13 protein-coding genes and 1 pseudogene are annotated in these 22,998 nt (G+C 43.7%); 2 read left to right on the top strand and 12 right to left on the bottom strand.

What is annotated here, in order from left to right; genetic code table 11:
* Window positions 1–324: 324 nt before the first annotated feature.
* Together H524_RS17025 and H524_RS0106030 are read left to right on the top strand one after the other, a co-directional pair.
* Window positions 325–537 (top strand): annotated as a pseudogene (locus H524_RS17025) (flagellin); the annotation flags it as partial.
* A gap of 102 nt (window positions 538–639) precedes the next feature.
* Window positions 640–1,080 carry a BsuBI/PstI family type II restriction endonuclease gene (locus H524_RS0106030; RefSeq protein WP_027939573.1) on the top strand — a complete coding sequence of 147 codons (441 nt, stop codon included), beginning with the start codon at window positions 640–642 and terminating at the stop codon, window positions 1,078–1,080.
* 94 nt (window positions 1,081–1,174) lie between these two features.
* On the opposite strand, the gene H524_RS0106035 is transcribed toward H524_RS0106030, so the two are convergent.
* The 12 genes from H524_RS0106035 to H524_RS16455 all read right to left on the bottom strand — a co-directional run bounded on the left by H524_RS0106035 (window position 1,175) and on the right by H524_RS16455 (window position 22,390).
* Window positions 1,175–2,533, bottom strand: a complete 1,359-nt coding sequence (locus H524_RS0106035; protein WP_027939574.1) for a GIY-YIG nuclease family protein — start codon at window positions 2,531–2,533, stop codon at window positions 1,175–1,177.
* 9 nt (window positions 2,534–2,542) lie between these two features.
* Window positions 2,543–4,672: a DEAD/DEAH box helicase gene (locus H524_RS0106040; RefSeq protein WP_052338942.1), complete on the bottom strand. Its 2,130-nt coding sequence runs from the start codon at window positions 4,670–4,672 to the stop codon at window positions 2,543–2,545.
* A 99-nt stretch (window positions 4,673–4,771) separates the two neighbouring features.
* Window positions 4,772–7,651, bottom strand: a complete 2,880-nt coding sequence (locus H524_RS0106045) for a DNA methyltransferase (RefSeq protein WP_169726133.1) — start codon at window positions 7,649–7,651, stop codon at window positions 4,772–4,774.
* A gap of 283 nt (window positions 7,652–7,934) precedes the next feature.
* Window positions 7,935–10,001, bottom strand: coding sequence for a DNA methyltransferase (locus H524_RS0106050; RefSeq protein ID WP_044121614.1), 2,067 nt, complete (start codon window positions 9,999–10,001; stop codon window positions 7,935–7,937).
* A 203-nt stretch (window positions 10,002–10,204) separates the two neighbouring features.
* Window positions 10,205–11,059: a hypothetical protein gene (locus H524_RS0106055; protein ID WP_169726134.1), complete on the bottom strand. Its 855-nt coding sequence runs from the start codon at window positions 11,057–11,059 to the stop codon at window positions 10,205–10,207.
* A 182-nt stretch (window positions 11,060–11,241) separates the two neighbouring features.
* Window positions 11,242–11,745, bottom strand: coding sequence for a hypothetical protein (locus H524_RS16450; RefSeq protein WP_052338943.1), 504 nt, complete (start codon window positions 11,743–11,745; stop codon window positions 11,242–11,244).
* A gap of 118 nt (window positions 11,746–11,863) precedes the next feature.
* Window positions 11,864–12,622: a hypothetical protein gene (locus tag H524_RS0106070; protein ID WP_156907555.1), complete on the bottom strand. Its 759-nt coding sequence runs from the start codon at window positions 12,620–12,622 to the stop codon at window positions 11,864–11,866.
* A 426-nt stretch (window positions 12,623–13,048) separates the two neighbouring features.
* On the bottom strand, window positions 13,049–14,788 hold the full coding sequence (locus H524_RS0106075; protein ID WP_027939581.1) for a hypothetical protein: 1,740 nt from the start codon (window positions 14,786–14,788) through the stop codon (window positions 13,049–13,051).
* Between the two features lie 369 nt (window positions 14,789–15,157).
* A complete protein-coding gene (locus tag H524_RS0106080; RefSeq protein WP_027939582.1) occupies window positions 15,158–16,741 on the bottom strand; it encodes a vWA domain-containing protein in 1,584 nt (527 codons plus the stop codon).
* A 253-nt stretch (window positions 16,742–16,994) separates the two neighbouring features.
* On the bottom strand, window positions 16,995–18,815 hold the full coding sequence (locus H524_RS0106090; RefSeq protein WP_027939583.1) for a formylglycine-generating enzyme family protein: 1,821 nt from the start codon (window positions 18,813–18,815) through the stop codon (window positions 16,995–16,997).
* A 570-nt stretch (window positions 18,816–19,385) separates the two neighbouring features.
* Window positions 19,386–20,591 carry an ABC transporter permease gene (locus H524_RS0106100; protein ID WP_027939584.1) on the bottom strand — a complete coding sequence of 402 codons (1,206 nt, stop codon included), beginning with the start codon at window positions 20,589–20,591 and terminating at the stop codon, window positions 19,386–19,388.
* 5 nt (window positions 20,592–20,596) lie between these two features.
* The gene (locus H524_RS16455; RefSeq protein ID WP_052338944.1) at window positions 20,597–22,390 is read right to left on the bottom strand and encodes an ATP-binding cassette domain-containing protein; all 1,794 of its coding nucleotides are present in this window, start codon (window positions 22,388–22,390) and stop codon (window positions 20,597–20,599) included.
* Window positions 22,391–22,998 lie beyond the last annotated feature (608 nt).

The raw sequence follows: 22,998 nt of genomic DNA on the forward strand, positions 1-22,998 counted from the left end.
ATATGTTGGCATATTATGTGCTTTCTAATGTTGTAGAAATACAGCATCGCTTTGTTACGTCTTGCTTTTGACATTTTAATGAATAAGCACAAATGTCATTAATTGTCAATACCAGCTTAGTGACGTACATCACCTCACATATGGTGATAATATACGTAGCGTATGTAAATTTGTTTATTGAATTATGGCATTGAAACCGTCGCCAAAAAGAGAGAATTTGCTCCTATGACAAATTTTGTATTCGAGAATTTGCGACAAAATAATAATTGGGTTTCGAAGTTAGTTGAAGAGCTCATTTTTGCAATCAAAGATGTCGCAAAAATGATACAAAACAGAATGGAAAGCACCATCCGTAATCAGGCCTCAATTTCTGAGAACGAATCCGACGCCCGCTCACGTATTCGTGACACTGACTTTGCAATGGAGACAGCTGCTCTGACCTCTAATCAGATCATTCAGCAGGCATCGCAGACCATTCTGACTCAGGCAAATCAGCGTCCAACTATCGCGCTGCAGCTCTTAGGTCAGGGCCAATAGTTCTAAAGACCTAGTCGTAAGTTAGCTGACGACGAATAATCAAGTTCTAAAAAGGCAGCACCATCGGTGCTGCCTTTTTGCGTTTGTAGAATCGAGGAAAACATGGCCAATTGCCAAGATCTTAAGATCGCAGATGAACTCATAAAGGCTGTATTAGATAGCTTTATACCTGAACATGCAACTTCTTCTATACCTGTCTTTATTGCAGGAGATCACAGCTCTGTGATCCACCAAGATCAGATTGCACTTTCAGATATTGGTCTTGATGCAAAACACCTGCTTGGCAAAACTGATCTCGTGTTTAAGGTTGATGATCCTAAAGAGCCATGGCTGTGTTTCGTATCATGCGAACACTCATGTGGACACATCGATACCAAACGCAAACAAGAGCTCGATAAGATCGCAGCATCAACTAAGCTAAAGTGCGCTTATCTTTCAGTGTTTGATAGCATGGAAAGCTACTCAAAGGTATGCGATTCAATCGCCTGGAGCACCGATGTTTGGATAGCAGATCAGCCTACAAAGATCATAAGTTTTGATTAGCGTTCTCCATCATTAGGCTTGCATCAACGCCCGCGCAGAGGCTTGCCTTAAAACATAGGTTTTACTACAGAAAGCATAGCTTGATAGATAAGTATTACTTTTGCTTTAGCTTGAGACGGCCTTGGATTGGGTCAATGTAATACTTGTTAAGGTCTTGAGCCATGATATGTTCAACTACCTCACAGGCGGTATCAGCACTTACGGTAAACCACTCCTTTGGCTTGTATGTGTGGCCCTCATTATCTTTAAGCGTCACATTCAAGCGATGTGCTGCAAAAATGGTATGAAGTGCATTCTCAAGTGCTAAGGCGTCAAAGTTCTTACAAGCAATGGTACGTAAGACTTTGACAGGCGCACATAAGTAAGTACTTTCGTTCTGAGCATTGGCAATACGTTCTTCAACTGTATTGCTGGTACAACCAATTTTGATAAGGTGGCTATGCTCTAAGAACTTTTGAATCACAGGCTCGGTGCTCAAAGTGCCCAAGATATAAACGTATCCATCAGGCTTACCAGCGTTATCAAGCTTCTCAAAAAGCGGGTCTAGCTCCCTAACTAAGCGAGAAAAGAACTCCCTGCCAATATCATCGTTCTCAACTAAACGCACACAAGGAGGCACGCTCTTATAGAACGATGCCTTTACAGATGTACTGTATGGACTACTCTCAGTGCCATTGTCGAAAATCTGTCTAACTCTATACTTAATCTTTTTTGATGCCTTGCTGGTCTTTTTATCCTCGAGGCTAGCTTCGGCAATTAAGCTAAAGACTCCATCAATCACAAAAAACTGTCCAGGCACGATATCGATGCTGTCGCCACCAACTATCTTTACCTGCTTTACATGGTTTTGCTTCAGTAAAAGCTTTACCTCATTAAAGTAGCGCTTGAACTTATCAAACTCAGCGCACTTTACGGCTTTCGCTAATGGCTCCTCAAAGACAAAAGTCTTTGCTTTATAGGCTTCAGTGTCGCGCCAATACTCATGCTCTACAACAAGATCACTTTGACCTACATCATCAAGAAGTCCTAAAGGATCTGCAGCAAAAACGGAGTCCAAATCAGTAAAGAGGCGTGAGTGCATATCCTCTACCTCTTTTTTGATCACCTCGTCGCGAGTCATGCGAGTTCTTGAGATCTTTTCAGTTTTCTTTGAACGCAGCTCCTCAGGTAGCAATGCCTCACATTCTTCTTTAGCAGCAGAATAGACAGACAAGACCTTCTGATAGCGTTTAAAAAGAATCTGCTCTTCAAAGTCATCGCTAGCTTCGTTTGGCAAACGTTGGTGCTCTTTAATGAACTCTTTAATATCCTCAAGTTCAGACATGATCTTTTGCGTGTCATTCATCGACACCTTAGACTTGCCCACATCTGCTAGCAGGCCATAAGGATCATTATCAAAGAGCTCATCAAGTGACTTAGGACGTTTAACAGGCAGATCAATATTGAACTTCATATCATCACCTTAGCTATTTTGAGCTTCAGCTGATGATGCTGCCTTTGCATTGGCCTCACGCTTCTTTTGAAGAATGTACTCAAAAGCCACGCCTAAACGACGCTCAAAGTCGTTAGTAGACTTAGGATCAGGCAAACGATTATGCTCAATTCTGAAGGTATTAATATGAGGCCATAACTCTAAAGCTGCATCCAAAGTCATCTTTTCACGCCAAGCATTAATCTGATTTTGCATGAGCTTTAACAGCTCTGGCTTTACTGCCTTTGAAACAAAGATGTATGCATCTTGGAATGGATTGATAGAGCCGATCATGTTGAAATCGAGTTCATCCACATTAATGAACTTATCTTTGATTTTCACAAAAGTTCGATTCTCATGATCTTGAACTATCGCTACAGGCTCCTCAACGACATCTGTAGGAACATCGTGAACAATAGCATCATCTGGCTTAATCACTGGCAGTGTCTTGATAATCATCTCAGTAACTACAGCCTCAGACATGGCAGCAATATCACTATCACTTAGCTCAGGATGGTACTCACGAATAACTGAAGAAACATCCTCTGCCACTAATGACTTGGAAATATCATCACCACCATTCGCAATAGCCTTTTTGACTGTATTAGAGGAGTTAATCACCTTAGCTACAATATCGGCATACTCCTCATTGATGATCTTAAGAGCATCATCAGACATGCTGTCATTATCAATGGTGATCTCAACCTGATTACCAATCTTCTTCTTGATACTCTCGATCTTTTTCTGCTCTTTTTGCTCTGGAGTTGTAGGCTCGACTTCACCGCGCTTTTTAAAGTGTACGTTAGGAGCTAACACCTGCTCCATCAGCAAGGATAAAGTGATGGCTTTAAGAAGACTGTTAACTGCATCCGTTACGTCATCTACCATAGCTGTAGGCATAGCTACGAGGTTAGTAAATTGAGCGTGTTCTTTGCCTGGGCAGTCACGTGTTGCACGACCAATGATCTGAACAACTTCGGTCAATGATGAACGATAGCCTACTGTCAAAGCATATTCACATTGAGGCCAGTCAAAGCCCTCTTTGGCCATGCCTAAGGCGATAATTACATCAACAGTATTTAGTGTTTCAGGTTCACGCAGTGCAGCTAATGTTACACCCTGCATACCTGCAATGGTGTCGGATACGAGATCAGCAATTCTAAGGGTCTTTCCATTAGCACTCTTAACCGTGATGATGCCAGTCTTAGGATCTCTAGCTACGCGCTCACCAATATAGTCAATAAGTTGGCCTACTTCATTAAGCTTGTCACCGCTAGACTCTTTAGAGTTCACATTAGGAATATGGATGATAGTCTTCTTATCTAATTCAAGAAGCCTTGGTACAGCATCTAACCAGTTACCCTCATAGAAAGCGTAATCAATACCTAATGATTTTAGGTACTTATAGCCGTTAAGCTGCTCATAGTAAGTGTAAACAACACGATCAAACTTCTTCTCATCCTCAACAGACAGCACAGGTACGCTGTCACCTCTAAAGTAAGATCCTGTCATGGCAATGACATGTGCCGATGTCTTGGTCATCAACTCATGAATTACATTACCTAAGCGGTTATCAGCCTCCTCAGAGACATGGTGGAACTCATCAATTGCAACTAAAGCTTGGTTAAAGACTGACTTATCCTTAACCTTGTCATAGAAGTAGACTAAGGTTGCGTGTGAGCATAAAAGATAATGAGCATTGTCATCTTCTAAAAACTTAATAGCCTGAGCTACTTTCTGAGTCTCGCCGCCTGGAGCACAAAGGTTGTACTTTGAATCTAAATGCCAGTCAGCAAAGAAGCCAAACTTACTGAGCTCAGTGTCATTAAAACTTGAACCAATAGCAATCTGAGGCACTGAGATGATGACTTTCTTAATGCCTTGATTGATGACCTTATCAAGAGCCAAGAACATAAGAGCACGTGATTTACCACAAGCCGGTGGAGCCTGAATGAGTAAGTACTGAGAGTCTCGCTTTTCAAAAGCACGAGCCTGCATTTCACGCATACCCATAGCATTTGCCGCAGAACTTTGACCAGTCTGTGAAAAGCTATAAGAACCTACGTTATGTACCTGCAGTCTGCCTACAGCGACCTCTTCACCCTTGTGCTGCTCACTCATATTCAATCCTCTTATGTTTGACTCATCAAAATCATCTACTGACTAATTCAGCCAGAAAGCACCCACTGAAACAAATACTTAGCTATCAGCTTTAAATGCTTAGCTATCAGCTTTAGCGGTAGCTTTCTTTTTCTTCGGCTTCGCAGCCTTTAACTGCTCCTTTTCTTCAGCAGCAATCGCTTTAGAGTAAAGGTCAAGTAAGAACGACAAGCGCTCCTCATCATCCTTGAATGGCTCCTCACGATAAGCACGTTCTACTGCAGCATCGAGTCTTGCGTGAACATCCTTAAGCTCATCAGGCATGTTTTCAGGGTTATACATCTCACCAAGCGTAAACTGTGTTTCAAAGTCGATACGTGTCAGCAAGATCTCTTTTGCCAGCTTATCGATCTCATCACGCTGTTCGTCACTCACCTCAGGCCAAACAAAGGTGTTGAATGTCATGTCACGAGAGTAACGTATGTCAGACTTGAGCCTGCCAGAAGTAAACTTGATCCACAAGTTATGCATGAGAGACATAAGGATGCCAAAGTCATAGTAACTTGCATTTGGAAGCATATGAACTTGAGCACAAGCAATGGTATCTGATTTTATAAAGCCCAAAGGGATATACTTACGTCGCTCTGATGAGACAATTGGAATTACAAGTGCTCTTTCTGGATTCGATATACTTGCCAACTGACAAAACCGCCAAGGTTTATCTTTAACCTTATACGCAGCGCCTGTTTTTACTTGAGCAGATCTCCACAATCTACAATCCTCAACATGTGCTGTTATCTCTGGTATTGTAGACCACCTGTCCCTGTCGTCTTCTTCTAACCAAAAGCAGTACCTAAATTCACTCCTCATCAGCTCACTACTGCCTATGTACTTTTTGATATAAGGCTTAACGTTAGGATGTTCATTTAACAGTTTCTGCCCATCCTCATAGGTCAGTATCAGATGACCACCATCAGCTGATTTGTTTCCAAATGATAAATTAATATCTCGTTGAAATGCATCGTTTTTACTCTTAACAATTGTAGGAACAGAACAGCCTGTTAAATAAGGAGAAATACATATGCATTTTTCTGCCTTTAGCATATTTGTCTTGCTATCGTGAGTAATTAAATTGGGCGATTGAGTACGTTTAAATGAAAAACCGACTATCACACAAACAACAGCAGCCTTGCCTGCTGCATCGTTAGACCATTGGAACGGCTTATACGCAAAGTTAATGTATATGCCTTTATCTAATAACAAGCTCCATAGAGTGTTGACCTGCTCGCCTTGGCAGATTGAGTTGGTTGATACAAATGCTGCATGCACATTGTTGTTTAGCTGCATGTATTCTGATGCTTTAACAAACCAAGCCGTAACATAGTCTGCGTAACCTAATTTATACTTTGGTGGGTAAACTGATATTAACCAAGCCTTTTGTTCATCAGACAAATACTTTGCTCCACCAAACGGTGGATTACCAAGGATGTAGCTGCACTTTGAGGCTGGCAGGATGTCGTTCCAGTCGGTGGTAAGGGCGTTGGCTCTAACTATTGTTGCTGATGACTTGAGTGGGATAGATGAGATATTGGAGCCGAAGCGAGCGTTAGCTTGCTGGTTCATGAGGTGCTGCATGAGCCACATGGAGACGTGGGCAATTTCAACAGGCCAATCCTCGATCTCGATACCATAGAACTGATCGATGTTGATAAAGGAGTTTGTAAAGGCACCCTCATTAATGTAGTCAAATACCTCGTTCTCAAGAGTACGCAGCTCTTTGTATGTGACAAGGAGGAAGTTACCGCAACCACATGCTGGATCAAGGAACTTGAGCTTGCCTACTTCCTCTAAGAAGTCATAGAACATTTTGCGCACGGCAAAATTCTTACGACGAGAGCTATCGGCACGTTTAGCAGTGGCAGCACCTAACTTGAGAGGCTCAGCCTTTTTCTTTAGTTCTTCAAACTCAGCATAGAGATCATCAAGGAACAATGGCTTGATGAGCTTGAGGATATTCTCCTCAGAGGTATAGTGAGCACCCATGTTGCGGCGCTCTTCTTTGTTCATAGCGCCTTGGAACATAGCACCGAAAACGGCAGGTGAGATCTCAGACCAAGAGAGCTTACCGCAATCAGTAAACTGATTGCGGGTTACAACGTCAAACTCAGGGATAAAGCCAGGTTCAGCAAAGAGGCCACCGTTTACATATGGAAACTCTAAAATCTCATTGGCAACCTTGTTTTCAAGATGCTCTCGCTCATGTTCTTTAGTGTTAAATACCGTAAAGATATCTTCAAAGAACTGCTTAGCGTTACTACCCTCACGATCTACCAGCTTGTTGAAAGCATTGGAAAAGACATTATCGTCACCCATGCCAAACACGCCAGTATCCTCAGCAAAGAAACAAAAAAGGATGCGCACCATGAAGCTGTTGAGCTGCTGCATGTTCTCATCGCTAATGTTGTTGTGCTGAGCAAGGGTGTCGAGCAGACGAGTGAGCTTTAAACAAGCCTTACGATCGGCTTCTTTAGAGGAGACAATCTTAGTTCTACGCCCCTCTAACATTGGCAGCATAAAGCTGTAAAAGCCTGGCAAATCCTTATAGCCAATTACTATGTTGTCATGCTCAATAGCATCGAACATAGCAATGGTCTCAGGGCCGCAACAAATGAGGTATTGAAACTTATGCTTTGGACCAGTGACTTCTTTTAAAGCACGCACATCATCCATGGCATGGACAACGTCGGCATCATCCTTTAAGAATCTAAAGTAGGCGCGTAATGATATGGCAAGATCAGGCCTGGCCATAGAATCATTGACGTCTTTGCATGCAACGTTATAGCCCGGCTCATTTTTAAGAGCCATTTTTATGGAATCATTGGCGGTTCCATACATCCTCATAAGTTCACTGAAGAATACATCAGGCTCCCACTTTTCCTGCATTTTCTGACTTAAGTCATTAATGAGAATAGAGAGATCTTTTGAGGATACCTTGGCCATAACATTCATCCCAAACAAAAGCTTTATTACATCAGTAGTGCCAGTTGTTATCACAACTGCAAGGCTACTCGCAGTAGCCTAATCACTAATACCGTCATTTGCAAGCATAGAAATAGTTTTTAAGCTTATAGCTCACAATTAACTTTTAGTTCATAAGATGTGAGCCTTGAAAGTACTGCCTACAGCCGAACATTAAAAGAATGGCTCACAATTAACTTTTAGTCCACAAGATGTGAGCCTTGAAAGTACTGCCTACAGCCGCATGCTACTAATATGACTAATCTTAAAAGAAGTGCAACATAAAGATGCCATCATCAGCTTCTTCGTCTTCCTCATCAAAGATATGGTCATCAGCGTCATCTTCAATGTAACCATCAAACTTTTCTCCAATGAAAAAGACATCAGTAATGGTATCTTCTGCATTGCCAAGCTCATTTGGCCATGGGAAAGATGATTTGACTGAGTAATTTGGCAGCTCATCGCAATTGTTTAGGACGAACTTGCTGCTTCGGCTAGATCTATCAAAATCAAAATCTACAATTGGTACAATCATGGCAGCACTGATACTGTCATTGTTTTTCATGTATGAAGCGGCTAATTTCACCCATGCACTTGAATAGTGAGTAACCTCAATAAGACCACAGCCATCCAAGATCTTCTTAACCTGATTAAGCTTAGCCTTACTCATATCACCGAACATGCTCATTGGTAAGTGGGACAAGATAAAAGTGCACTCATCTGCCTTAATGATCTTGTTCCAATCAATCTCAAGTGCATCTCCTAGCACTATCTTATCCATGCTATTGATTGGCTGCACTAATGGCTTTGCACCAAGGCGCTTATTGAGTCTGAAGTCACAGACATGCTGTACCATCCACATGGACAGGTGAGCCTCCTGAACCAACCATGGTTCGATCTCAATACCACCAAAGTTCTTAAGATCAATGCATGACCTTACATTTACAAATGATCCTTCACTATCAATACCTAAAGGCTCAAAGATACCTTCTTTTAAGAACTGCTGTATACGTGGACAATCCTTAATGAAAGACTTTACGTGCGCATAAATCTTGGTTTCAAATCTACGACAGTCTTGATATGCGTATGCTAAGAGGTTAGCGCAACCACAGGCTGGGTCTAGGAATTTCTCATTGCTAAGGAGCTTGATGAAATTCTTCGCATACATGACATACTTGGTGGCAGCCTTGCGTGCTGTTTCCTCATCTTCTGCTTCGGTGGATTTTAATTGCTCTTGAAGCATCATCTGCTCATGGGTGTCATATCTCTCTTCAAACTCATCAAGATACAGTTCTTTAGCAAGCCAATTAAGCTTTTTACCTTGCGTATAACATTCTGTAACAGCAGATCGCTCATAATCGACCATAATGTACTCAATGAGCGAACTAAAAAGCACTACAGAGATCTTGGTCCAATTAATCGTATCTAAAGCGAGCAAGAGTGATACTGCTTGAGCATTAAACTCAGGTACTAAGATCTTTCCTTTTAAGAAATCACCTTCGATATAGGCAAACTTCAAAAGTCTCTCATCGACAGATGATTTGAGAGATTTGCGCTTTGAGTCCGGTGTAGCAATAACGCTAAAGAGATCGCCAAAGAACTGTTTAGCGTTAGAGCCATCCTCAGAGACCATACTCTTAAAAGCACTCAAGAAAGGCTTCTTATCTTTACCAAAGAGTTTGTAATCATCAGCAAAAAGACAGAACCACAAACGCAGCACAAAATCGCCTAGATCAAGACGCTTATCATCTAAGCCGTTGTGCTTAACGAGTTCATCAATCAGCGCAATAAACTGTAAAGCCGCACTTTCATCTACGGACAGACTCACTGCTTTAGCTTTCTTTTCACTCCAATCTATCCAGGCATCTACTACAGGTTCTGTAGCCCTTAGAGCTCTTGGTTTTACTTTAAGTTTAGTGATGTCTAGACCATCTGCAAATAGAGCACTAAGTTCGTCCTTATGCTTACACAGATCTTTTAGTTCACAGACTAAGCACACATCGTTTTTGAGATCGTAAATTGCGACCTTGTCTTGAGTACAGCAAATGATGATTTTAATGCCGTGCTCTTGTGACTGTATAAGCCTAAGGCTCTTCATCTTATCAATGTATTCATCTAGGCGGCTACCTGCTTTAGGAAACCTAAAATAGGCAAGACCAGCAATTGCTACATCCTTGTATGTGAAGTTGTTGCGACGATTATTAGGAGCTAAGTTGCCAGCCTCATCACCATACAATGCTCCATCAATAATCTGACGTGACACTCCAACATGCTCTAACAGCCCATCCATGAACAGCACAGGATCGAACTTTTCCATTAGCTTTTGACACATGTTGTCAAAGCTGGAGTTTTTCTCTTTGGTCTTGCTTATAGGCACTTTAGCGCTCTCTCTTCACTTAAATACAGCACATAACTAAGTATGCATACACAAGCGAGTCTATCACAGTACAAGCTTAAGACCTCTTGAGCTGCGATATAAAACCGCAATGCGCATTATTGCGGCATTGCCAGCGATCAATGTGTGGTTGTGTGGAGTTATGATTTGGACGTGATCATGTACTCGGCAGTTTTGGCTGAATAGTTTTCGGTGAGCACGAGATTGAGTACGTTGCGATCTTCAGTGTAGTTCTCAAGCACTGAGCGCATTTCGTTGATGCTGGAGTTTAGAAGCTCAATTTCGCGATCGTAGTTGGCGAGCACTTCATCATCGGTAAAATCTAAGATCTTGTAACCTACAATCTTCTCTTTGAGCAGACGATAGGAGCTTACGCGTGCTTCTTGTACGGTGATCTCCTTTTCGAGCTCTTCGATCTTCTTGTCATATGCGGCGATGTGCTTTGCAAGCCGATTCTTTTTGACGCGCTTTTTATCTATGTTGAGTAGCAGTCGGCTCAGTGTTTTAGTGTTCTTGCCATACTCTTTTTGAGCCGCTTCGTATGCCTCAATCGACTCTGAATGATACTTTTCCATTTGCTCGGCGAGAGCATTGAGTTGATCTTCCTTTTCGGCATAATGTTCTTGCACATTTTCTAAAAGAACATCCACGCCAACCATAGAAGCACAGCTGCCTGCTGCTGCAGCTACACAACTTGCTTTTGACACGGGATCAATAATAAAGACACATGACAGGCCGCCAATTAGTCCACCAGTGATGCAGGCTTGAACCTTGGAATCATAATCATCCCAGAAAGATGAGTTATACCAGTCAGACTCGGTAATACTTGCAGATATTGACTCTACACCTGAACTAATGGTGCTACATGCACTGAGCATGATAGCAGTGCCCATGGCGCTAAAGCTCCATAAGATACGCTCAGATAATTTTCTTAATCCAAGGGCTGATAAGTGTGGCTGCTCTTTTTGCTTGTTTGATCTTGAATATATAAGCATGATGGTGCGACGACTGTGGAAAGAGTGTTTTAACTTAGTAGGTAAATGCCTATTTTTCCAAATTGGGTTGTTTAGCCTAGATACAGACTAGTACTATGAAAAACGCGCATTAGCACTTAGGCCAAGGCGCGTTATTGTCTTAGCGTTGTTGAGCTTATGGTGGCTCAATTAGCTGTTCGTGATTAGAGTGAGTTTTGCAGCTCGTCGAGTGTAGCCTTGAGCTCTTCGATTTCAGCTTGCTTCTTCTTTAAAGTCTGATTTGCTGCGCTAGGCTTGTTCATAGCAGCAACCTTAGCCTTAGCAGCATCAAGCTTGTCTTGCAGCTCTGAGGTTAAAGCACGCTTCTTAGATAAGCTTGCCTGAACAGCATAAAGCTCACTGCGAGTCTTATCGAGCATACGAGTACGCTGCTCGTAAGTGCCAAGCAGTGCTGCTCTCTTACCTTCTACCTCACGGGCTAAGGCATTTAAGCGCTCGCTTTCTGCCTTGAGCTCATCCACGTGCTTTTGCTTTTGCTCAACACGCTCTTCATATGAGCCAGTAACTACACACCCCATCTTGCCAAAGAAGCCTTGATCTTGGCTAGGATCGCACTCTTCTGGAGTTGAGGCACAAGCGGTGAGTAAAACAGCGGTAGCGCCAGCAATTAAAGAAAGCTTGGCACCCTTTACGAATTCTAATGACATGGTCTTTCCCATTCCTAGGCAAGTTGATTAGATCTTAAATCAACCTGCCTCTTAGTGGACATTCGCGCATTGTGGCGCTATGTAATCTTGAGCTGCTAAAGCAGGCTATGCAATCAAACTAAGCAGCCTTGGCCTTGATCTCAGAGCCGTCGTTGAGAGCAATATTAAGCACGTTGCGATCGTTAGTGAAGTTGGTGAGCAAGCCGCGCATCTCATCGATGTTGCTTTGCAGACGGGCAATCTCACGATCGCACTCTTTGATCTGCTTACGCTCAGCTGCAGTTAAATTCCCATTGCCAGCAAGCTCAGTCTTGGTCTCTTTGAACAGAGCAATTTGCTTCTCATGATAATCGATGTTGTCTTTGAGCACCAAGATGTTGCCATCATAACGAGCTAAGGTCTTCTCAGCTTGCTTGCGATCAGCTGTGTTCTTGGCGATCTCTTTTTTCATCTGAGCAAGCTTTGCGTGATCCTCTTCATAGACCTGATTAGCAGTTGCAAGCATGTAGGCAGCCTTCTGACGGTTCTCTTCCATCTGCTTGGCTAATGCATCAAGCTGTTGCTCCTTGGTGTGATAGCCCTTACGCAGGTTATCTAAAAGAGCATTACCACCCATGAAAACGGCACAGCCTGCAGCAGCTGCTGCAAGACATACAGCACGTGAACCAGAGTCAGCAATGAACATACAAGAAACACCAGTAATCAGAGCGCCGCTAACGCAAGCAGTTGCATAGGAGCTTTGATCTACGGAGAACTCATCGTTAGTCATACGTGGGTCTGCATTTGATGCAGAAGGACCGCTAGTAGTTGAGTTACAGCCAGTTACGGCCATCAGACCACATAAGGCTGATGCCATTAGAGTAGTACGAAGTTGCACAATATGCCTCCTTGTGAACTGCTTTGAGCGCCAACTAAAACCAGCTATAAAGATGATTTTCAGTATGGCTGCAAGCTAAGCTTAGTCTCTTGACCTGCTTTTAATAGATAAGTTATTTGAGCACATCAGAGCCAATGTCGATGGCGTCCATGCATGTGAACGCTAACAGCTTGGTCTAAGGCCTATGACCTCAGGCTCATATGTTAGCCGGCTCTTAGGCTTATGCATGTGCATGTGAATAATACCTGTTAAGCCTATGGATGCGTCTTTTTTATCTTGTTGTTTGACTGCTTAAGCACAGAGACTTTATGAAAGTCTCCATGCTTAATTATTCTTGTGCCTAGCCTTAGCTAGGCTTTTTTTGTTGTGCCTGTTCATTATACATCTACAATTTAGATATAGTGTAAATTAGAACAGTTTTTATTGCTATTTAGTACCACCGTAAAGTTCGATTGGGAACTTCTGATTGCCGATAGTACCGACGCAATCTACCTTGCCATCTTTAGATGGAGCACACTTTACGTTTGGAATACGGTAAGTCTTATTATCTGGGCAGACAGCCTTACCATCAGATGAAATTTGGATATTGCCATCAGCTGATGCGGCACCAACTTGGGCAGTACACTTAGTACCATCAGCGCGGGTAATAGTCACAGTGCCCTTACCATCATTGAGCTGATACTGCATCTGCAGTGGTTTACCGTTGGACTCATCCATTAAAGCCATACGTGTACCCCAATTGCCATTAACGACAGCTGTGCCCTTGGTAGCTAAATCCTGAGGACTAAACTTAATATCCACAGGAGGTAATGGAGTTACAGCTGCTTGTTGCTTTGGCATAGCAGGATCTGGCGGTGCAACCTGATTAGTTGCAGCCATCTCTGCAGCACGAGCCTCCTTAATAGCAGCTTGTACCTCAGGAGGTAAGTTAGCTAAAGACTCATCAACTGGCATCTTTGGATCAACCGGAGCTACTGGAGTAACCTCAGTTGCCACCTGAGTAGCATTCTCCTCTACTACTTGATTAGCTTGGCCTGGCACCGCTTCATTGCTTACTACCTCTTGCACGGCAGTATTGTCTGCTGAAACTACTTCCTCTGGTGGAACTTTAGTAAGTTCTGATTGAGGCTCTTGAGTAGAGCTTGGAGCAGTCTCTTGCACTACAGTGGTTGAGCCTGCAGCTACTTCTTGTGCTGCAGCTTTATCTGCAGCTGGCTCGACTGGCTTTTCAGGGGCTGGTTCGGCTGCAGGCTCGACAGGCTTATCTTTGGCAGGATCAGCAGGAGCTACGGCTGCAGGAGGATCAGCAGGAATACTTGGACTTGATGGAAGACCAAAGCCAGGCAGACCAAAGCCTAATAAACCTAACAGCTTCCATAAGAGCCACAGTAATAATGGCAATAAGAGGAGGGCTAACAAGAGCCATAACAGCCAGGCTGGAAGACCGCAAGTATGGCCTGCACATATGCCGCCTGGACCAAAGATGGCGCACTTGTGGCCTTGATTGTTATCAGGGGCATTTGGTGGAGTCTCTGGCAGTTTCTGATCTGCAACTGGACGGCTTGCAAAAGCAGCATCAGCTGCAGGAGCAGCACCTGCAACTGCTGCAGCTGGAGCTGGAGCTGGAGCTACAGTCTTAAGCTTATCCCATGGGCTACCATCAAAATTACCAGCTCGATCAGAAAAGCCCCAGAAGGTAATGACAGGAATGCCGTCCACAATGTAGACATTGTCCTGACTTGGGAAATGGATTGCAGGTAATTTTGAAACAGAGCCGTCACCATTTAAATATGCTGCAAACAAACGACTTTGAGTGTCAGAGGTACGTCTTGAAAGCTCTTTGCCTAGCTTTTGTAACTTCATCTCGAGATCGCGTAGCTGTGCAAGCGCATCTTTACGCTCCTCAGCAGTAGCTGAGGCCCAATGCACAATACGATACTGACCATCGGCATTTTTTGGTGGGAATGGTGCGTACCACTCGATAGAAGTACCATCGGCACTTACTTTTGGAATAGCTAGGTGGCGGACACGCTCCTCGCCAATGGAAGGATTGATGGCTAATGCTGCTCTAAAGGCATCAGCATTTTGATAAATAGGCTGTCCATCCTGTCCAATTGGAGTAAAGTCAGAGATGTTGCCGCTACTTAAGCGAGTACTCTTATGCATGAGTATGTCCTTTGACAGAAAAAGTCTCTGTCAGTTTGTTTGCTCTACAGTAACTGCAGCCATAACAGCTTCAGTTACCGCCAAATTCTTTACATTGAGTGCTAGTTCCCATCGTTGCGTGCAATTAGATGCTGATGCTACGACGCTCCTAGCTAAAATTCTGGTGCCACTACAGGCACTATTAAAATCCTGGTGCCTCTGCATGCACAATCAAAGTCGCTGCTCCGCTACGCCACTATCTAAGTAGTGGTGCTGCGACGCTACTATCTTTAGCGTAGTGCAGCTACGGGCACTATCTAAAGCATGGTGCTGCTACGCCACCATCTATAGCATTGGGCAGCTTTAGGCGCTTTGATGCATGATCTCTTGCTACTGACAGACCTTAACTAAGGAACTGCCAGCGTTTTTAAGATCATTTACCAAGGAGACACTATCTTGTGGTCTGTAGACCTTGCCACCGGTAATCGAGGCAATGCACTTGGCCTCTTCAACATCGTCACCAATTAAGATCACGTTGATCTTAAGCTTTGGTCGCTGCGCATGAATCGTCCTGGCTACATCGCAAAGATTAAGATGCTCAGTACCATTGCAAGTATCCACGCCATCAGAGATTAAAATACCCACTGCATCAACATTAGCAGGTACTGAGTTAGCCATACCACGCAGTGCTGAGACTAATGGGGTAAGCACCTCAATTGGCAGCATGCCTTTAACTAAGCGAGGGTCAGTACGTGCAATCGACTGTTTTAACGCGCCACGATTAGCACCTGAGAATACGCCATAGTCACGAGCTAATGGACAGCCTTGAATACCGAAAAGACGAATTGGGACATTTTTATCCACACTATCGACTAAGGCATTGGCTGCTTTCATCGCTGCATCAATACGGAATGATCTATCTGACATAGTATGCAGCATGGAGCCAGAGCCATCAGTAGCCATTACAAGCTGTGGCATCTTGCCTTGCTTTTTTATCACCTCACACTTTGGCAGCTTGGACGAAGTTGATGCTACTGTAGCCTTCTCTTGGGCCACTTTGTCAGCTGCCAAGCGATCTTGCTCTGCTTTAAGCGCACTTTGCTCTAAAGCTTCAGTTTGTGCGATAAGCTTGTCGATCTCAGTGAGATTGTGCTGATCTTGTTTGAGTGAATCTACTAAGCCATTGAGCTTATCGTTACGATTGAGCTCGTTGGCTAGCTCTAAACGCAAATCGGTCTTATCGATAAGATCATTGATATCTTTTAATAAAGCCTGATCTTTAGCTAAAGTCTGCTCTAAAGCTGCAAGATCTTGAGCTTGCTTTTCTTTAGCCTCATCGATAAATGGCCACGGCCACAGCTTCATAAAGTACCAAGCTAAGCCTAAAGCTAAGAGCAATAAGAGCAGCACTAATCCTATAAGACCCCAGCGTATGCCAGAGCCACTTGCAGCTGCTGTAGCACCTGCTGCAAGCAAGCTTGGATTTTGCGCCAGAGCTGAGTTTAGATGAGGCGTATCGATATACGGAATAATAACCGGCACAGACTCATTGACGATGATCATGTGCTGTGGGTTATTTAAAAGCAGCTTGAGTAATAACGCAGGACTTGGAGACAGTGGCTTATCACCCTTTTCTCCATTTGCCTGAGCAGCAGCTAAATGAGCTTGCTTTTCATTAGCGATGATAGGCTCAACAAGCTGCATGATGTAGTCGCGACGCTCTTCATAATGAGCTTTAGCCTGCATACGAGCATTAGGAAATACCGGTTTACCATCGAGCATTGGCACGGGCTCAAGCAAACCCTCGCTAGGCGAGTAGAAGTTTAAGTACTCCCCATCCTCATCGCGATCAGCAATTAAGCTTTTAACCTCAGGAGGCAGGCTAAGAGAATTGATGAAAGCGCCCAAACTTTTGGCCGCATCTTGCCACTCAGGCGCAAGCTCTGAGCCTTTAAGGCGCATAACTCTTAACATCCAATCCTCCTCAAACTAAACATCAGGAGCCGTCCCATCATCCATCAAGCAAGCTCACAAAAGCAAAACAAAGCCAGCGCAAACTTACCACAGTCAGCCGTGCTAAATAGCAGTATTAAACTCGCATCGGCAGCGCCTAAGAGCACTTGCTATGAAATGTGTGCGATCTATTGCTGCGCTTAACTAAGGTATTGGCCAAGGTATTAGCTAAGGTAGTTAGCGCAGCATGGCAAGGCTGTGGTTTATTGGGCTTTTAGTGCTTCATAGCACGGCACTGCTTGACCCAAGTTGCCTTGTTTTTTGACAGATCACGACTACCGTCACGATAGGCATCTACGTCTTTAACAAAGCGCTCAATGTACTCGCTTAAGGTACCCTCGTTCTTACCGAGAGCCTTTTGAGCATTACGCTGTTGAGCCTCAATAAACTTGTAGTCGAAAGTATCTAAGGTGTCTGTGATGTGGTCTGCATAATAAGAAACATAGTAGTCCACCATCTGCTCAGCTAAAGCACGATTGTTAGCAAGCTTTTTCTCTTGCTCCTCTTTAGCCTTGAGACACTCTTTAGACTTTGCATCCTCACGGCATTGACGCATTGGCAGCTTACGAACGATTTCTTCGTTCTTTAAGGTACGCTCACGGGCAATTTCCTCAGAGGCAATTGAGGAGCACAGATAGCCACCTAAACGCAGGTTGGAGACGATGGCCTTATCACGCATTTCATCTTTGCGCACATTAGCCTCAATCATCTTGTTACGTAGATCAGCAAGGCTCTTAGTTAGTGTATAGCTACCCTCAAGCACACGCTCTTTCTCACTTTGAGCTTCGCTAAGATCTTTACGTACTGCCTCAAGTTCCTTTTCTACCTGTTCTAAGGACTTAGCAGATCCTGCCTTAGCTTCACTTAAAGCTTTAGCTTGCTGCTCAGAAAGCTTTTTGGCCTTATCTAAAGCCTGTTGTTGCTCAGCAATAATCTTGTCTAAACGAGCTACGGTATTTAAGTTACCGCCGCTCTTTACATCAGCCGCATCTGAGTCGTTACCCAGCTTTTGTACTTCTGCATTGAGCTCACGTACTTCTTGAATAGAGTTAGTAAACGGTATGGAGAGCACGATACGCATGCCTGCATCAGAGCCTTTTGTCTCTTTACCACGAGTAAAGTAGGCTCTCTCAGAACGATAGGCAGTAAGCATATCGGACTTAGCGTTAATCACCGAGCCGCCACGCACGATAAAGCCACCTGATTGACCATGCAGTCGACCAGTACGAGTGGCATAAAAAGGATCAAGCATCATCTCGCTGACATTGCCAAGCACGTCATAAAGACCAGCTGGATTTGGCTCTTTAAGACCAATTGGTCTTACCTTACCATCAGAAGCACTCTCACTTGCCTTGTACCAAGCATAGTCTGCAATAGTTTTATTTTGGGCAAATGGGAATACATCGGCGCTAAACTCTGAGGAGGTAACATGGCTGCCACCACGAGCTGCAAACTCCCACTCACTATCGGTAGGCAATCTAGCAAAGGCTGAAGACTTATCAGAACTTAAAGGTACGCTGCCAGTTTTGGCACTCTTAGCCTCAGCACTTGAGAGGTAGGCTGAATACTGTCTGGTAATCTCGATAGCATCAAACCAACTGATGTTGTTTTTAGCAATACGATCTTTAATTGAGTATTTCTTTGGAGTGCACTTACCCTTACCCATGTCGTACTTGCTTAAGAGATCGTACTGGGCATTATTAAGCTCGTATTTGGAGATGAGGAAGTAGTAGCCTTCTTTGTCTTTAAAGGCACCTTGGACATAGCGTTGATTTAAAGACTGTGAGAGCATGGCCTCGGCATTAGTCGATCCGGCATTAAAGCCCTTATCTTGCAGCTTGCTTGCAGAGCCGGTGTAGACTTTTTTAAACACCATAAAGCCATCACAAGGCATTGGAACAATAACGTCGTCCTTAGCTGGCTTAGGATTGAAGGTCTCAGCCGTTTTATCCTTACTATCAGCTGCAAAGGCAGTTGATGAAGCCATCATGCTAAAAGCTGCCGCAGTCATCATAGCCGCAATACTAAGTCTCATGTCCCCTCCAAGGTCACTTATCTACTACTAGTTAGAATCAAACTATCACAGATAAATTAGGTGTATCTTTGCGCTAAAAGTGTAAGCTCAAAAAACCAAGAGATCTGCCAAGCCATACATAATAGAGCTGATAGTAGCTTGATTGATCTAAAGCAGTAATATCTTGCTAGAACTACATTGTATGGTTAACACGCATAATTACAAAGCTAATTAGCTCATTATGTGCCGTTATGTGACACACACAACCTACTAGCCCCAAAGTAAGCCACGCACGACCTATTCCACCACAGACAACACCGAGCCATTTGCCCATTGCCAAACAGCCAAATGAGCTCACACCCATGCTATCTGGCAGCGAAAGTGGCTGATAGAGCTAGCATTGCCTCCATGGCTAAATCGCCGCGCATACTAGCAGCGCTAAGGCGAACTTGCATCGACTGCATGCAAAGAGGCAGCGTTTTTTGGTCTTTGCACCCTCCTAAGATGACAAAAGCCAATGCAGGGCATTGGCTTTGTCTTGAGTGAAATAATTTAAGGTCGGTTGCCTGGGCTTGGGAGGCTTTTGTTTCTTTAGGCCTCGCGGAGCACGTCGGCAATTTGCACCTTTAAGAATACGTACTTAACTGAGAGCAAGGCGACGATGAGTGATAGGCCAAGGGTGCTAGAGAAGAAAGCCAAGATATGCACCAGTGTGAGCTGACTAATCACTGAGCCTGCTAAAATTCCCATAAAGTAGAAGTTAAAGATAGCAGAACCAATGGCGTACATTGCCAGACCAGCTACAAAGCCAATCAGGGCAATAATGAGAGACTCGATAATAACAAGCTTGTAAATATCGGACTCAGAGTGGCCCATGAGACGCAAGAGTACTAAGTTACGCTTACGAGCGCGTAAGGAGCTGAGCATAAGGCCGCCTAAGGCAATTGAGCCACCGGCAATGGAAACTGAGGCAATAACACCGAAAACGAAGTTTAAGACATGCTGAATTGCCTTAACATTTTCAATATCTTTAACCTTGGAGCTAACGTTAAGCTTCTTGCTCACTAACAAATAGTACAGCGGGATGACGCTATCAACGTCTTTAGCGTACAGACGAAACTTTGCATAATAACGCTTACCCTCACGCTCATAAGATCCATCAGAGATCAGAGCAGGGTTATAACCATTACGATAGTCATCAATGGCATTGATAAGATCTTTACAGACCATAATGGTGTCGTCACGCACAAAGCGCTCAGAGATAATGCCACGGATTACCAAATCCTTTTTGACAGCCTCACGTACGCTATTCATGGTGCGTGACACCATGATGCTAATGGTATCGCCTACCTTTAACTTGCGGTCAACAGCCACAGCCTCACTAATAAAGACTTCGCTATTTGAAAGATCATGCTCTTTTTCAGTAAATGGGATTTTTGATCCTAAGACCACAGGATCGCCAAGCGCTGTTGGCAAGACGCTCATGCGCTTAACTCCTCCTGGAAATTTAATATCTACCAGTGCATTTAAAGCGGTGATCTCAGGTACGACAAAGCCAGTTTCTTTATGTGAACGCAGCATCTCAAAGAAATTGTCATCAAGGCGATATGAGGTATCTAAAGTTAAAGATAGTACACTTGGATCATTAACTAAATTATCCTCAAGCTCACTTAAAATACCGTGTCTTAATGAGAAGAGCAGTAATAATGGAGCAATGATGCATGCAATAGCCGTAATCTGACAGAAGTTCATCAAACGGTCATAGTTGAGTTCTTTTAAAGCGATCTTAAAAAGCATCTTAACTACTTACGCTCCTTTTCAAATGCACCATCGTTTGCATCAGCCGATGCCCCACCAGCGCTGCCAACGCCACTTTTACCTGCATTAGCATCTGCGCTGCCAACACCACTTGCATCGGCACTAGCATCTGCATTAGCTGCATCTTGCTGCTGTACTGCATCATGCTCTTGTGCTGCATCAGGCAAGCTTAGTTTGCCTGTGCCGACCTCGCTTATGAGACCATCGGAACCTACGCTGATAGTACTCATCTGTGCTGATGAGCTACTGTCGAGATCACTATCGTCAACACGTGGACCACCGCGCTTTGAGGAGGTCAGAGAGTTATCATCAACTCCGTCATTGTGCTGGCCTTTAAGCTTGTTAGCTGGAGTGGTGTAGTAAGTAATACGACCCTTAGCTGAGTACAGATGACCAAGCTCGTCATAGAGGATCTCAATACCTGCTGTATCTGAGCTCATAAGCTCATTACCACCTGCCTCAGTCTTAATGGCATCAGAAAAACCACCAACACGATGCATGGAGGAGCTTGGCATTGGACTTAGAGTTACGCCACTTGAGGCCATGCTATGAGAGCCTGCCTTACTGTAGGTATTGTGGAAAGTGTTAATCGAGCGACCGGCAAACTGTGAGCTGTAAATATGCGGCGCTGACGGAAAATCAACAGGACGGCCAGTGTACATGGCGTTGATACTATGGTCAGCAGTATTGGCATTGTCGTAGAAGGTAAAGACAGAATACTCAGAGTGTGATCTTACTGAGTCATAGACATAGCGGGTATAACGCGCTGCAGCTTTGAGATCGTGAGTAATGAGCAAAATGGAGATGCCAGACTCTTTGGCGATCTCATCGATAATCTGGAAGAGATTTGCAGCATTATCTGGATCTAAAGCCGAAGTTGGCTCGTCGATTAATAATAAACGTGGCTTATGCGCAATAGCACGTAAGAACAAAGCTCTTTGACGCTGACCAATGGATAATTGCTCAGGGAGCTTATCTAAATGATTGTACAGTCCAATGCTCTTAACGTGAGGCATTAACACCGCCATCATCTCATCGACCATAGCCTGGTTTTCTTTATTGGTGATGGTAATGCGATTGGCAGTACTCTCTTTTGGACTAAGCTCAGCATGGACTAAGGATTCGGCACTGAGTTTACGCTTATCATGTGGAGTGAACTGTCCTGCTGCATGCGAATCATAGCTATCTGCTGAAACTGATAGCTGCGCTGCTGCTAATCGAACTCTCATGCGATCTTCATCTTTAAGCTGAGTTTCGCTTGCGGCGCTATTATTATCGCTAAAAGATAAAGAGCGAGCCTTAGCTGCAAATCCATCGATAGAGATAGCGGACTTATCGTTTAAAGCTACCTTGTTAAGCGAGCTTGCTGAGGCTGAATCGATGGCACTTGGCTTAGATTTGATGGTGGTCTCGTTAGAAACCTGACGATCGAAAACTTCAGTGGTGGCTTGACGTAAAGCCATGCGAATTTGCAGCTCGAAGTTTTCTCTAATGGTTAGATACGGCAGCAGGCCGCCAGTTTGCGGCATGATGCCAATTGAAGAAACTCTTAAAGCCTGTTGCTCTTTAGCGCTGAGCTCATCAACAGCAATACGGTCAATGATAAAGGATCCCACCTCAAGTGGCGGAGTAATTAAGGCAATAGCTTCCATCAAGGTCGACTTGCCAGAGCCTGATACACCACATAGAGCTACGCACTCACCATCGGCAATAGTAATCTCAGGTAGAGAAACCGTAAAGTCTCCCCTCACTACCTTAAGTCCTTCGATCTTTAACATTTAGCTCTATCCAATGGTGGTAATTAATTCTTTGTCCAAAGCACATAGCAACGACATACGATAATCGTTTTGCTTATGCTTTCGACCTCTAATGTTTGTTTAATGAGTTAACAGCACTAGCTATGCCATAAGAAGACGTGCATGGAGAGCAAATACTCACTCTTAGGCATATGGCCTCAAACTGTTGCGCTATATTAATCAATCACGCCATTCATCACAACTTATAGCAATCAATTATCACACTCACTTACTTAATGCCATTAGATAAGTTCTAAAGATCTAGACTTAAGGGTTAAGCATGCTAAAAAGTCGATCTCTCGAGGCTATAAAGTCTTTTAGTAATGTTTTTAGCCTTACTAGTTTATCATTATTTCAACGTTTTGTTTAAGTGCCTAAAATAGGCTATTTTTGGCCTATCTAAGCCTAATACTAGATACTACATAGAGTCACAAAATTTAGCTTAGCCTGTGGCTTATGCCACACTTTTTAACATGATTTTTTCACGCCTATCACAAATTGATGCCGCTAAGGATAAAAATGCGATTCAGCAAAACCATCTAAAAAAGCGCTGCCTAATCATGCGCCGCGCACCAACGCACCTTTGCTCT

Source organism: Anaerobiospirillum succiniciproducens DSM 6400 (assembly GCF_000482845.1).
GTDB classification, from domain to species: Bacteria; Pseudomonadota; Gammaproteobacteria; order Enterobacterales; family Succinivibrionaceae; genus Anaerobiospirillum; species Anaerobiospirillum succiniciproducens.